The sequence below is a fragment of the Marinomonas profundimaris genome (genome assembly GCF_000508165.1).
Classification (GTDB): Bacteria; Pseudomonadota; Gammaproteobacteria; order Pseudomonadales; family Marinomonadaceae; genus Marinomonas; species Marinomonas profundimaris.
The window spans coordinates 241,158-254,913 of the sequence record NZ_AYOZ01000012.1 but is presented as its reverse complement, the minus strand read 5'-3'; the positions used below and the strand labels follow the sequence as shown (position 1 = coordinate 254,913).

Sequence of the window (13,756 nt, the reverse complement as noted above, 5' to 3'; positions counted from 1 at the left end):
ATCATTCTAGTTTAGAGGTTTTATTATGTTACCCACTTATTTTATTTCCCACGGCGGCGGCCCTTGGCCTTATATCGCTGACATGCGCGCCATGTTTTCCAACCTTGAAGCGTCTTTGGTTAACATGACGCAAGCATTGCCTGAAAAACCCAAAGCAATTTTGATGATTTCCGGTCACTGGGAACGCAGCACGTTTGGCGTTCAATCCAGTCCAGCGCCGGGCATGGAATACGATTATTACGGCTTTCCAGCGCATACCTATGACATTAAATACCAAGCATCGGGTGCACCAGACGTAGCAACTCGCGTGGCTGAGCTGATCAAAAATGCTGGTTTCCTCGTCGATCTGGATGGTAAAAAAGGCTTCGACCACGGGGCGTTTGCGCCGATGGCGGTAATGTACCCTGATGCCGATATGCCATTGGTTCAATTGTCGCTGAAATCCGATTTAGACCCAGAAGAGCACATGGCGTTGGGTCGTGCGTTGGCGCCATTGCGTGAAGAAGGCGTGTTGATCGTTGGCAGCGGATTAAGTTTTCATAACCTTGGATTAAGAGGCCCGCAAGCCATCAAACCCTCGAATGGTTTTGATGCGTGGTTGCAGGAAACTCTATTAGAATCCGAACCTGTAGAACGCAGCGCAAGGTTAGTAGAATGGGACAAAGCACCGTACGCTCGTGTTGCTCACCCAAGGGAAGACCATTTGATTCCATTAATGGTTGCGCTTGGCGCCGCAGAAAGTGGCAAAGCGACGTGTGTTTATCATGATGAAGGGTTGTTTGGCGGTTGGACCGCATCGAGCTTTCGCTTTGATTAAGCGGTTTTAGATTTTTTCGTTGTGTATTTTTTGGTGGCTCTAGATCGAAAGCCGGATCTAGCGCCCACTTGTTTGATACGACCTTTCATTTCCAGCATCGCAATTTTAATTTTCTTGTTCGAAGCGGCGAATGTCTTTAGCTGTTCAATTTCCTTTAACGCCTCAGCGAACTGCTTTTTTGTCAGCAATATTTCAACCACTTTCTGCATATCCGCAACAACGTCGGTGTGATCCGTCGTGAAGTTAGACACGCTAATGTGAAACGCCTTTCTTGCATTGTCTAAGGTTTCATCAGGTTGTTCGGTTTGTTCGTTGTTGCGTGTCAGTGTTGTCATGAAAGCCTTGGTAAGAATGGAGTGAATGCTGCATTTTATTGGGAAATCATAGCGACTGCATTCTTATTCTTTATCTGAATAAAAATACAGAGCGCAGAGATTTGGCCGTAAGTCAGACCTGACGTCTAAAATCGAGTCGCAATACTTGTCTCGGAAGATTGGAAACATTCGCGGAAAAGGTGTGAAGACAGCGCGGGTCAAATACGATGATATCGCCTGCGGTGCCGGTCAATGGGACGACCTTTTGTTCGATGCCATGCAGCGAACAGCCTTGCTCAATGAATTGCTGGATCCGTTGTTCAGGGGAACCTTCGTTAACCAACGCTTGGAACCAAGGGTCTTCTTGAATCAGCGGTTCTAAGATCTGATCCATCGGCAATAACGTTACGTCGTTAGGGTTCTCAAAAAGGCCGCTGTTCACCGCTTCAAAGGCGTTTATTAACGCTTCGTTATTGGATGTTCCGAGTGTTTTGGCGAGAGACGCTATACGGCGGTGCGACCCTGAAACGACCGTTGTTGCTCCCATCTCTGCGCTTACATCATCGAGAAATACAAAAACAAACAGGCTCCAAGGGTCGGCGTCTCCCACTACAGTGGGTTCATCGTTATGCCAAGATTGATGAGGTACATTCCACCTCGACTCTGACCCTGGAAAGCTTAACAAAGAATACCAAAGGTCTAACGGGCGCCAAGTGTGGGCGCCAAAGACACGATCGATAGCAGGCTGGATCGCACGTTCTATCTCGTCCAATTTCCCCGAGGCTTTTAGATCTCGCATAATCGAGCCCATACCGTTCAACCGCTTTGCACGAGCGCCTCCGACCGGGATGTTAATATCGGAAAACCAAGTGCTAGGTTCGTCGATACGAATGCCAAACTTGCGATTCACTTCCTGCCAAAGGTGAGTTCGCGCACCGGCCACCTTTTCAACATCGATGACATTCGAAAGTTTAAGCACACCCTTATTTCGGAAGTCTTCTCGTGTAGATAATACCGTCGTTGTCATCGAATGATTGCCCCGTTTCGCGTTGCCGTGTTTTTTCTATGGAAAATAATAGCATTGTGCCTTCTTAAAAGGCGCAAACTAAAAGGCTTCGCCTATTTCACCCCCTGCGTAGACGTCAGTTTCAGCGACGGCATCGACAAGCCATTCTTGCATCGCTGGGTGCGCGAGCATGGTGGTTTGGTAGTCACTTGCCGCTGCTGATAATGCGATACCGTAGGTTTGAAAGCGAAACATAACAGGAGCGAAAAAGGCATCGGCTAAACTGAATTCGCCGAACAAATAGTCGCCGTTGTGTGCGTTTTCGGTACGTAATTTTGTCCAAAGCGCCTCCAGCGAGGCGACTTCTTTTTTCGCCGTATTGGTTAATTCAATCTGACGTCGTGCTCGGCAGTTCATCGGCATTTCATTGCGAATACCAAACAGGCCAGAATGCATATCCGCCACAACAGAGCGTGCGACAGCGCGTTTTTTTGTGTCCGCTGGCCAGCCTTTTCCATCCAGATAGTTTTCGTTCAAATATTCGCAAATCGAAAGGGAATCCCACACGTTCAAGTCACCATCGACTAAGACGGGCACTTTCCCAACAGGCGAATATTTAGCGAGTTCACTGTGAAAGGAGTCGCTAAACAGCGCAAGTTTGATTTCTTCAAATGGAATGTCGAACGCTTTCAGCGCTAACCAGCCGCGTAACGACCAAGAGGAATAGTTTTTATTGCCGATGATGAGTTGCATTCGTCGTGCTCCTTTTTATGTTTCTTTTTCCGATGATTTTTAATGTTTTTTTTTCAATGAGATGCATTGTTGCAGCTTGTTTTTGTGATGACTAACGAATAGTTTTGATGCTTCCCATTCCAAATATTGATAAATGGTTTTCGTCATGGATATTGATGCACTTCGTAGTTTCATTGCGTTTGTCGACACTGGCAGCTTTACGCGTGCGGCAAAGCAAACCTTTCGCACGCAAAGCGCGATCAGCATGCAGATGAAACGGCTTGAAGAAGACACGGGTCACAGCTTATTTGTGAAGGAAGGACGCAACCTTGCGCTGACGGAACAAGGTCAGCAATTGGTGAGCTATGCGCGGCGGTTGGTGTCATTGCACGATGAAGCGCTCGGGCATTTCTCGGCGCACTTGCAACATCCGCCTTTAACCATTGGTTGCCCAGACGATTACGCCGAATCGGTTTTACCGGCCATGGTGGACTTTATTCGTCAGGCACTTCCTCAGCAAAGCCTGCGTATTATTTGTGATTGCAGCACGCAATTACGCTTGATGTTGGATCAGGGCAAAATTGATATCGCGATTTTGACTCGCGCGCCAGACGCTGAAGAAGGGTATTTACTCAAACACGACACAGGGGTTTGGGTCAAAGGCGCCGGAGAGGAATGGTCGGGCATTGAGGATCAAACGCCGCTGTCGTTGCTTTTGTACGAACCGGATTGCAAGTTCCACAGCACCGCGATTGATGGCTTGGAAAAGCAAGGCAGAGACTATCGACTGGTGTGCAGCAGTTCCAGCTCGACGGCGATCAAAAGTTTATTACGCCGTGGGCAAGGCATCAGCGCGATGGCAGTTTCCAGTGTCTCCTACGGGTTGGATATTATAGAAAACTCGACCCTTCCTGCCTTGCCGTCTGTCGATATCGTGCTTGCGGTGGCGCCGGTTCCTCACCCTGTATTTGGCTCGCATTTGGCGGCCAAATTGAGCCAACGGTTCTTTCAGGAAAACAGACGCCTGTTCCCTAGCGTTTGATTTGATCAAATACATCGTAATGCATTTATTCAGAAAGGCGAATAACGCGGTGTTTGAAGGCGATTTAATAAAGGTTTCAATTATTCACATAACTTTTCCTATTTATGACGGAGTAATTTGAAAAAGTTAGCTATGTTTAATTCTCAAAACGCAGTTTAAGGAGAGGCTAGCATGAACAAACAGGACAACGGCATACCGCATTTGGTGAATCTACTGAAAGACTTAGAGAAAATATCGCTTCAAGATATTTCGAAAATTCCACTGTCTCAACAGCATATCCTGGCTGAAAAAATTGAAAGTCTTCAAGATGAGCTAAAAACGTTAATCGGCGAAGAAAAAGCCACAACGCATTAAGTGCCTTTTTCTGCTTTATCTCTTTCCCAAAAAAAGACCGGCCTAAGCCGGTCAAACGTTCAGAGTGCTGGGAACATTAATGAATCAAACATTATTTCCAAGAACGAAGTAGCTCGTCATAAGAAACCGTAACGCCTTTTGGTTTCTCATTCGTTAATTTCGCTTTAGGCGAGCCAGGTTGAGCCAACCAATACGCTTCGTCACGAGGCGTGTTCATTTTCGGTCCACAATTATCCTGTACTTTCGCACGCTCAAGACGCGTCATGACTTTGTCTTGTGCTTCTGCTAGGCCGTTAAGGGCTTCTTGTGGCGTTGCTTCACCGCTTGCCGCTTGAGAAATGTACTGCCACCAAAGCTGAGCGAGCTTAGGGTAATCCGGTACGTTCGTACCCGTTGGCGACCATTCTTTACGCGCTGGTCCTTTGTAGAATTCAACCAAACCACCCAATTTAGGCGCGGCTGCGGCCATTTCTGGAGAGTTGATATCCGACTCACGAATCGGCGTTAAGCCAACCAATGTTTTCTTCAAGGAAACGGTTTTCGCTGTGGTGAACTGAGCGTACAACCAAGCCGCTAGACGACGATCGTCTGGCGTCGAGTTCATGAAGGTCCAAGCGCCAACGTCTTGGTAACCTTTTTTCATGCCTTCTTCCCAGTATGGTCCAACAGGCGATGGTGCCATGCGCCATTTCGGAGTGCCGTCTGCGTTTACAACAGGAAGACCTTTGGTTGTCATGTCAGCGGTAAAGGCGGTGTACCAAAAGATTTGCTGAGCAATGCCACCTTGTGCTGGCACTGGGCCAGATTCAGAGAAGGTCATGCCTTGTGCTTCTGGTGGCGCGTACTTACGCAACCAATCAACGTATTTTGTTGTCGCGTAAACTGCCGCTGGGCCGTTTGTCGCGCCGCCTCGGGAAACACTAGAACCAACCGGATGGCAACTTTCAACACGAATACCCCATTCGTCGACAGGTAATCCATTCGGAATGCCTTTGTCGCCTGCGCCTGCCATAGAGAACCAAGCATCCGTGAAACGCCAGCCAAGAGAAGGGTCTTTTTTACCGTAATCCATGTGACCATAAACACGCTCGCCATCGATATTCTTCACTTTATCCGTGAAGAACTCGGCGATGTCTTCATAAGCAGACCAGTTAACTGGCACACCAAGGTCGTAGCCGTAAATGGATTTGAATTTTGCTTTTAGGTCAGGACGAGCAAACCAGTCAGCTCGGAACCAATAAAGGTTGGCGAATTGCTGAGTAGGAAGTTGGTAAAGTTTGCCGTCTGGGCCGGTGGTGAAAGACAAACCAATGAAATCGTTTAGATCCAAGGTTGGCGAAGTATATGCTTTGCCGTCGCCTTTCATCATGTCAGAAATTGGCACGACTTTACCGTAACGGAAATGCGTACCGATGAGATCGGAATCGTTTACGTACGCGTCGTAAATATTACGACCAGATTGCATTTGCGTTTGTAGCTTTTCAACCACATCGCCTTCTTGGATAAGGTCATGGTTGACCTTGATTCCGGTGATTTCTTGGAAGGCTTTGGCCAACACTTGTGACTCGTATTTGTGAGTCGTTAGGGTTTCAGACGCGACATTGATTTCCATGCCACGGAATTTTTTCGCGGCTTCGGTGAACCAATGCATTTCGTCAAGCTGCTGTTTTTTGGTAAGCGTCGAAACGGTGAATTCGTTATTTACCCATTTGTCTGCTGCGTCAGAGTATGCGTCTGCCCAAATATTGGCAGAGTGCAACATCACAGCAAAGGGTAAGGCGGCCAGTGCAATTTTCTTTTTATTGTAGTGCATGTTTTACCTCAACAAAGTTTAGTTATTTTGATTGGCTTCCGTGCCAGACAATCCATCGTTCCTACTGATTAGGGACGCAGATGATTAGCCCCAGCGCATTAGAATTAACATCCAAAATGCGCATAGGACGGTTGCCACCGCGATGTTCACATCCGTTAAAGCAACGAATGCGAGGTGGATAAAGGCGCTGCTAAGCAGCCCTATGAATAAGCGATCACCGCGCGTGGTGGCCAGTGGTAAAAAGCCACGACGTTCCACACAAGGTGAGAGTATTTGCCAGGTGGTCATGCCGACCAAGATCACCCCAATGCCGATAAAAAACAGTGCGGTGGGTAATGTCCAAGACATCCAAGCCATAATGATTCTCCTTACACTCGACCAAGGGCAAAGCCCTTCGCGACATGGTTACGAACGAAATAAATGACCAGCATTCCCGGAATAATAGTCAGCACACCCGCCGCAGCGAGCAGTCCCCAATCCATTCCTGACGCAGAAACCGTACGCGTCATAATGGCGGCAATGGGCTTGGCTTCGACTGATGTCAAGGTGCGAGCGAGAAGTAACTCGACCCAAGAGAACATAAAGCAGAAGAACGCCGTTACACCGATACCAGAACGGATCAAGGGAATGAAAATACGCACGAAGAACTTTGGAAAAGAGTAACCATCGATGTACGCCGTTTCGTCGATTTCACGCGGCACGCCGCTCATAAAGCCTTCCAAAATCCACACCGCCAATGGCACGGTGAAAATACAGTGAGCCAAGGCCACCGCAATATGGGTGTCGAACAAGCCTACAGAGGAATACAGCTGGAAGAACGGCAACAAGAACACCGCTGGTGGCGCCATACGGTTTGAAAGCAACCAGAAAAACATGTGCTTATCGCCAATGAAACGGTATCGGCTAAACGCATAAGCCGCGGGTAATGCGACCAATAAACTGATGACCATGTTCATGGAAACGTAGAAAATCGAGTTAACGTACCCCATGTACCAAGTGGAATCGCTGAAAATCTTAGCGTAATTTTCTAAGGTAAAATCCGCTGGGAAGAAAGACAACCCACTGAGAATTTCCGTGTTGGTTTTGAATGACATATTCAGCAGCCAATAAATCGGCAGCAGCAATAAAACCACATAGAGTACTAAGCCAAATCGGCCGCGAATATTGGCATTTCGAGCCTTGCGTTCTGCACGGCTGTGAACCGGCGCTTGCTCTTTCGTTACGCGGCTATTGTGCGATATCGGTGTCGTTGATGATTGAGTCATGATTCGCTCCTACTTGTCTTTTTGCATGTTCATGATGGTGGTGTAGAACACCCAACACACGAGCAAGATGATTAAGAAATACACCAGTGAGAACGCTGCCGCAGGGCCAAGGTCAAACTGGCCAATGGCTTGTTGCACTAAGGCTTGGCTCAAGAAGGTCGTTGAACTGCCAGGCCCGCCACCGGTTAAGACAAACGGTTCGGTGTAGATCATGAACGAATCCATAAAACGCAATAACACACCGATAATCAGCACGTTAGTGAGTTTAGGAAGTTGGATATAGCGGAACACGGCCCATCGAGACGCGCGATCGATTCGCGCCGCTTGGTAATACACCTCAGGAATGGCTCGTAAACCGGAATAACACAACAGCGCGACCAATGGCGTCCAATGCCATACGTCCATCAATACCACGGTTAACCATGCATCGGTCGGGTTGGATGCGTAGTTGTAATCGACACCGATATAACTCATAAAGGCACCAAATAAACCTATGTCTGCGCGACCAAATATTTGCCAAATGGTACCGACTACGTTCCATGGAATGAGCAACGGAATAGCGACAAGAATAAGTGCGATAGACGCGCCTCGGCCTTTGGTTGGCATCATCAAGGCGACACAAATGCCCAGCGGTACTTCAATCGTCAGAATGGTCAGGGAATAAATAAACTGACGCAGCAAGGCTTCATGCAAGCGGCTGTCTAGAATGACTTGTTTGAACCACTCGGTGCCAACGAAGTAGCGCGTTTGAGGGTCAAAAATGTCTTGTACCGAATAGTTCACCACCGTCATCAAAGGGATGATGGCAGAGAAAGCAACGATAAGAAAAACGGGCATAACAAGGAACCATGCCTTGTTATTCTCGACTTTAGTTTGCATGGTCGGTCTCCTTATTCTTGTCGTTTTCGATAGAACCAGCCGTTAGGTCAACAAGGTATTCGTCTACATAAACCTTGGTCCATTGTTCCGGAAAGCTCACATAGATTTGTCCGCTTGGCACTTTTTGATCTTCGCTGAGGCGGGCTTTCATGACTTGTCCGTTGAACAAGAAAGAGAGGATTTTGTAAGTACCAAGGTCTTCCACATAATCCACTTCGACAGGGAATGCATCGTCGTTTTTGCCATCCCAAACATGGACGAACTCTGGACGAATACCGACTTTGATATTGCTAGCGCCCATGGCTTTCAAACGGGTTAGCATGTCGTGACTGGTGGCAATTTCATGTCCGCCAAACGTCAGTGTGTCGTTGAGTTCGACGTCAAAAAAGTTCATGCCGGGGCTGCCAATAAAGTAGCCCACAAACGTATGTGCTGGGGTTTCAAACAATTCGCGTGGTGTGCCGAACTGGACGATTTGTCCGTTGTACATGACGGCGATTTTGTCGGCGAAGGTTGATGCTTCCAGCTGATCGTGGGTGACATACACCATGGTGATGTTGAACTGTTCATGGATTTGTTTAAGCTTACGACGCAGTTTCCATTTCAGTTGTGGGTCGATTACGGTCAGTGGTTCATCGAACAAGATGGCGGACACATCATCACGAACCAAGCCGCGTCCCATGGAGACTTTTTGCTTTTGGTCCGCGGACAAGCCTTTGGCTTTGCGATTGAGCTGGTCGGAGAGTTCGAGGATTTCGGCCACTTCGTAGACTTTCGACTTCACCTTGTACTCCGGCACGCCAATATTGCGCAGCGGAAAAGCCAAGTTATCAAACACCGTCATGGTGTCGTACACCACGGGAAACTGGAAAACCTGCGCAATGTTGCGCTCTTCTGGTTTCAACTCATTGACGCGTTTTCCGTCAAACAAGACTTCACCTTCGGACGGTTCTAACAAGCCAGAAATAATATTCAACAGGGTAGATTTACCACACCCCGATGGACCAAGTAGGGCAAACGCGCCGCCTTGTTCCCACACGTGCGTCATTTCACGAATCGCGTAATCTTCTGGTTTGGTTGGGTTTTCTGTGTAGCTGTGCGCTAACGCATTTAACGTAATAGAAGCCATGACTATTGATCCCTCATTCGTGCTGGGGAATGCACCATCTTGCCTTGAGCGTCAAAGGCGTAAAGCTTGTGCGTCGGGAAATACACCTTAATCTCTTGATCCACCTGATAGGCGTGAACCCCAGACAAATGCAGCACCAAATCAAAATGTGGGTTGTGAACGTGTAAGAAGGTTTCCGATCCGCTGATTTCAGCCAGATCGACGCGAACCGGCAGCTCTAAATCGTCGTCAGAATGTGGCACCAAACCGATGTGAGAAGCGCGTACGCCAAATTGATATTCACCGGGCGTTAAGCTGCGTAAATCGTTGTTAAGGCGAAAATGAACGGTGTCATCAAAGGTAACTTCTTCTTCACTGACGCGACCTTGTACGACATTGATTGGCGGCTCAGAAAACATCTCGGCGGTAATAATGTCTTTAGGTTGATGATACACCTCGGCCGTTGGTCCCATTTGCAACAAGCGACCTTCGTTTAACACCGCGGTGTTGCCACCTAATGCCAAGGCTTCGTTTGGCTCTGTGGTCGCGTAAATGGCGATGCAGTTACGAGCCTTAAACAGGGCGCGTAATTCTTGGCGAAGTTCTTCGCGTAATTTGTAATCGAGGTTAACCAGCGGCTCATCGAACAAGATGATTTGTGAGTCTTTCACCAAGGCTCGAGCCATCGCGGTGCGTTGTTGCTGTCCACCAGACAGTTGCAGTGGCAAGCGATCAAGAAAAGGGTCAATACGAAGCATTTCAGCGGTTTCTCGTACACGACGATCCACTTCGCTTTCATCCATTTTCGCCAAACGGAGCGGCGACGCGATGTTTTCGTATACGGTGAGGTTGGGGTAATTGATGAACTGTTGGTACACCATGGAAATGTTGCGTTCGCGAACGGCTACGCCAGTCACGTCCACCCCATTCATGAGGATTTTTCCTTTGGTTGGCCGATCAAGGCCCGCCATGAGTCGCATTAGCGTGGTTTTACCAGACAATGTGCGTCCGAGTAAAACGTTGAAAGAGCCAGGTTCGAGGGTCAAGTTAACCTCGTCGATCCATGTCTCACCTTCAACAACGCGCGATACATTCTGCAGCGTCAGGGACATTGTACTTACCTTTTTTGTTATTATTTTTTTATGCGCGGTCATGCTACTGGCGTTTACAAGGCTCAATAGTGAACACGCTCTTATTGAGTTGATACATTACAAAAGCCATGCCAAAAATATTTATGATTCGTTCTATTTACTTAACCATATGATTTTTAAGCAATATAATTCAATTTAGAGTCGACTTTTAGGATTTTCATTTTCGAACAGGGACTGTTCACGGGTGTTCAAAGTGTTTACAGTTCTCCCATTACACTGAACATTTCGTGCACAGTGGCGGTATTTTCCTCACTGTAGTGGAGTTGGAAATGCAAGACGAAGAAAAACAAAAACAACAAGCCGTTAATGCATCTGAAAACAAGGGTTCGGCCACCGAGACGAATCTGACACAGACGCATAAAGATAGGATTCAAGATTCTTGGTATCGTTGCGAGCAATTTGGCTTGGACCACGGCAGTCGTCCTGATTTTGCGACCTTACCAAAAGGCACCTTGATCGATTTGGTCGACCAGCATCGTAGTTTGTTGGAAACCACAGAAAACGAAGTGTTGCCGTATTACGAGAATATCCTCAGTAATTCCGCTTGCATGATTGTCTTGGCGGATCGTCAAGGACACGTGCTCAATACGTGGGGACAACCACGTTTTGGCAGTGCCGCAGAGCATGGACTCGTGGGTGGTAACCAATGGACGGAAATGGGCGTGGGTACGAACGCCATTGGCACCGCGCTAATCACGGGCGAAGCCATTCAAGTCGGCCGCGATGAGCATTTCCTTCGCGCCAACCGTTTTATGGTGGGTTCCGCCTCGCCGATCTACAACACCAAGAACGATTTAGTGGGCGTGTTGGACATTTCTTCCGATGCGTATTTGCCGCAAGATCATACTTTCGGCATGGTGAAACTCATGTCATTAAGCGTCGAAAATCGACTGATTTTTTCGGCGTTCCAACAAGAACATTTCATTCTAAGTTTTAATACCAATGTGGTCAGTTTGGACAGTCATTGGTCGGGTATTTTAGTGCTGGATGAGAACGGCACCATTGTGTCGGCAAACCGCCGTGCAGAAGTGGTGTTGGCGCGTGATTTGGCGTTGCTGAATATCAATCAGGTTTTTGATATCGAAATGCGAGAAATTAAGCATCACCCGTTTAGTTTACCGATGAAATTGATCGCCATGGGGCGTTATCAGTTTTACGTCAAAGTGATTCCGCCTGTGCAGCAAATTATGCGCGTACCAGACTTTCGTCAGCGCACAGATTATGTTGCTCCGGTACAGCCAGAACCTATTGTTATAAATGAAGAAAAACCCATAAAAGAGAAAGTTAATAAACCAATATTGCCATTGATCACGGAGATACCCGACAACGTCATCCCCTTGGCTGAATTGCAGCATGGTGACGAACGGGTAGAGCGTTTGGTGCGCCAAGCGCATAAGATTATGGAGAAAGACATCCCCATTTTGATTCACGGGGAAACGGGCGCTGGCAAAGAGATTTTTGTGCGCAGTTTGCATTATCACAGTTCCCGCGCCAAAGAGATGTTGGTCGCCGTCAACTGCGCCGCCATTCCAGCAGAATTGGTCGAATCTGAACTTTTTGGTTATGAAAAAGGAGCGTTTACGGGCGCACAGAATAGAGGCTCAATTGGCCTTATTCGTCGGGCGCATCGTGGTACGCTGTTTTTGGATGAAATCGGCGAAATGCCAATGGCGGTACAATCTCGCTTACTGCGTGTTTTGCAAGAGCGTGTCGTGACGCCACTTGGCTCGACGGAAGTATTCCCTGTGGATATTAAGCTTATTTCCGCCACTAACCGTGTGCTCAAAGAAGAAGTGAAAGAAGGCCGTTTTCGCCAAGATTTATACTATCGAATTTCGGGTTTGAACATCGAATTACCTGCCCTACGCGAACGATCTGATAAAGCGGCGTTGATTCAATATCTCCATAATCGATTGCGCAAAGAAGAGCCCGGTCCTGCATTATCACAAGCCATGATCGATTTGCTGGTGAAACACCCTTGGCCTGGAAACATGCGTCAACTGGCGCATGTGTTAAAAGTGGGCATGGCGATGGCCGATGAAGACGTGTTGGAAGATTGGCATTTACCCGATGATTTTTTTGAGGATTTGGACGCGATAGCCGCCGACGCAGACAGTTCAGATGTGCCGTCAGTAATAGGCCTCGAAGAGCCATTAGAGCGCTTGATTCCACGCTTGTTAAATGAGTTCAAAGGCAATGTGTCACAAACTGCAAAAACCGCCGGTGTGAGCCGAAATACAGTGTATAAGTACGGGAAGTTGAAAAGCGAAACCGAGTGAAGATCACTCTAAATAGGGGGATCTACTTCCCAATAGGGCTGATCGCTCTCAAGTTTTTCGATAATAAAATCTAGGAAAACACGTACTTTTGCGGGCAAGTGACGGCGTTCAGGAAAAACCGCGTAGAAGGTTTGAATAGGCAGTGGATACGACTCAAATAGCGGGACGAGCCGTCCGTTCATAATGTCTTTTCCGATCACAAAGGTCGGAATTTTGGCAATGCCTAATCCGTCTAATGCCGCAGCTTGTAACGCTTCACTGTTGTTGACTTGGTAATTGCCATCGACTTTGATTTTTTGCTGTTTTCCATCCCGATGAAACACCCATTCATTGCCATTGTAGTCATAAGAAAACCGTATGCAGTTATGATTCATTAAGGCTTCAGGAGTCGTTGGAGTACCGTGCTTTCGTAAATACTCAGGCGAGGCACAAATCACACTTCGACACGAGGCTAGAGAACGGGCAATCAATGTTGAATCCTTCATTTCTCCGGCGCGAATAGCGACATCGAAACCCTGTTCAACTAAATCGACTTTCTTGTCATCCATCGTCATATTCAATGTGATGTCGGGATAATGGGTTAAAAAATCGGTGACCAAAGGCGCCAAATGCAGGCGACCAAATGACATGGGCGTACTGACTTTTAAGGTGCCTTTGGGTTTACCCTGTAATTGTGTGACGGCATCAACGCCTTCTGTCGCGGCGGTCATGGCTTTGTGCACATGGTGAAAGTAGTGTTCGCCAGCTTCGGTCAGACTGAGTCGTCGAGTGGTTCTGTGAAGCAGTTTCACGCCCAGCGTGTTTTCAAGCTGACTAATGCGTTTACTCACCGCGGATTTGCTTGTGCCTAGTTTGTCAGCCGCTTTTGAAAAACTCCCGTTTTCCACAACGGCGATAAAAACAGGGATAGCTGAAAAAGTGTCCATATACGCTCCATTGTTGAGTTTAGCTCTACAATTAGTTTCTTTTAAACCGGTTTATCCGTCAATGGAAAAC

Annotated in this window: 14 protein-coding genes; 4 read left to right on the top strand and 10 right to left on the bottom strand. The window is 47.6% G+C overall.

From position 1 onward, the window contains the following. Positions 1 to 25 precede the first annotated feature (25 nt). Positions 26 to 817: a DODA-type extradiol aromatic ring-opening family dioxygenase gene (locus D104_RS27515; RefSeq protein WP_024023879.1), complete on the top strand. Its 792-nt coding sequence runs from the start codon at positions 26 to 28 to the stop codon at positions 815 to 817. Here the strand turns inward: D104_RS27515 and D104_RS27510 are convergent. From D104_RS27510 to D104_RS27500, 3 genes are all read right to left on the bottom strand, one after another. Beyond that, positions 814 to 1,152, bottom strand: coding sequence for a hypothetical protein (locus D104_RS27510; protein ID WP_024023878.1), 339 nt, complete (start codon positions 1,150 to 1,152; stop codon positions 814 to 816). The two genes, D104_RS27515 and D104_RS27510, sit on opposite strands and share 4 nt — an antisense overlap. A gap of 112 nt (positions 1,153 to 1,264) precedes the next feature. Further along, positions 1,265 to 2,158, bottom strand: coding sequence for a phytanoyl-CoA dioxygenase family protein (locus D104_RS27505; protein ID WP_024023877.1), 894 nt, complete (start codon positions 2,156 to 2,158; stop codon positions 1,265 to 1,267). A 78-nt stretch (positions 2,159 to 2,236) separates the two neighbouring features. After that, a complete protein-coding gene (locus tag D104_RS27500) occupies positions 2,237 to 2,890 on the bottom strand; it encodes a glutathione S-transferase family protein (RefSeq protein WP_024023876.1) in 654 nt (217 codons plus the stop codon). A gap of 145 nt (positions 2,891 to 3,035) precedes the next feature. Here D104_RS27500 and D104_RS27495 point away from each other — a divergent pair, with 145 nt between their 5' ends. Beyond that, a complete protein-coding gene (locus tag D104_RS27495; RefSeq protein ID WP_024023875.1) occupies positions 3,036 to 3,911 on the top strand; it encodes a LysR family transcriptional regulator in 876 nt (291 codons plus the stop codon). Between the two features lie 171 nt (positions 3,912 to 4,082). Beyond that, a complete protein-coding gene (locus tag D104_RS27490; protein ID WP_024023874.1) occupies positions 4,083 to 4,265 on the top strand; it encodes a hypothetical protein in 183 nt (60 codons plus the stop codon). A 91-nt stretch (positions 4,266 to 4,356) separates the two neighbouring features. On the opposite strand, the gene D104_RS27485 is transcribed toward D104_RS27490, so the two are convergent. From D104_RS27485 to D104_RS27460, 6 genes are all read right to left on the bottom strand, one after another. Continuing rightward, entirely contained in the window at positions 4,357 to 6,078 is a 1,722-nt protein-coding gene (locus D104_RS27485) for an ABC transporter substrate-binding protein (RefSeq protein ID WP_024023873.1), read from the bottom strand. 84 nt (positions 6,079 to 6,162) lie between these two features. Beyond that, the gene (locus D104_RS27480; protein WP_024023872.1) at positions 6,163 to 6,435 is read right to left on the bottom strand and encodes a DUF2160 domain-containing protein; all 273 of its coding nucleotides are present in this window, start codon (positions 6,433 to 6,435) and stop codon (positions 6,163 to 6,165) included. A gap of 11 nt (positions 6,436 to 6,446) precedes the next feature. Then, complete coding sequence (locus D104_RS27475; RefSeq protein ID WP_024023871.1) at positions 6,447 to 7,343, bottom strand: carbohydrate ABC transporter permease; 897 nt, start codon at positions 7,341 to 7,343, stop codon at positions 6,447 to 6,449. Positions 7,344 to 7,352: 9 nt separating this feature from the next. Beyond that, positions 7,353 to 8,222 (bottom strand): carbohydrate ABC transporter permease, encoded by an 870-nt coding sequence (locus D104_RS27470; RefSeq protein ID WP_024023870.1) that lies wholly within the window; start codon positions 8,220 to 8,222, stop codon positions 7,353 to 7,355. After that, positions 8,212 to 9,351 carry an ABC transporter ATP-binding protein gene (locus D104_RS27465; RefSeq protein WP_024023869.1) on the bottom strand — a complete coding sequence of 380 codons (1,140 nt, stop codon included), beginning with the start codon at positions 9,349 to 9,351 and terminating at the stop codon, positions 8,212 to 8,214. The genes D104_RS27470 and D104_RS27465 overlap by 11 nt, the downstream gene beginning before the upstream one ends. A gap of 2 nt (positions 9,352 to 9,353) precedes the next feature. After that, entirely contained in the window at positions 9,354 to 10,442 is a 1,089-nt protein-coding gene (locus tag D104_RS27460; RefSeq protein ID WP_024023868.1) for an ABC transporter ATP-binding protein, read from the bottom strand. Between the two features lie 308 nt (positions 10,443 to 10,750). On the opposite strand from D104_RS27460, the gene D104_RS27455 reads away from it, so the two are divergent. After that, on the top strand, positions 10,751 to 12,760 hold the full coding sequence (locus tag D104_RS27455) for a sigma-54-dependent Fis family transcriptional regulator (RefSeq protein ID WP_024023867.1): 2,010 nt from the start codon (positions 10,751 to 10,753) through the stop codon (positions 12,758 to 12,760). Positions 12,761 to 12,768: 8 nt separating this feature from the next. On the opposite strand, the gene D104_RS27450 is transcribed toward D104_RS27455, so the two are convergent. Further along, positions 12,769 to 13,686, bottom strand: coding sequence for a LysR family transcriptional regulator (locus D104_RS27450; RefSeq protein WP_024023866.1), 918 nt, complete (start codon positions 13,684 to 13,686; stop codon positions 12,769 to 12,771). Positions 13,687 to 13,756: the final 70 nt, after the last annotated feature.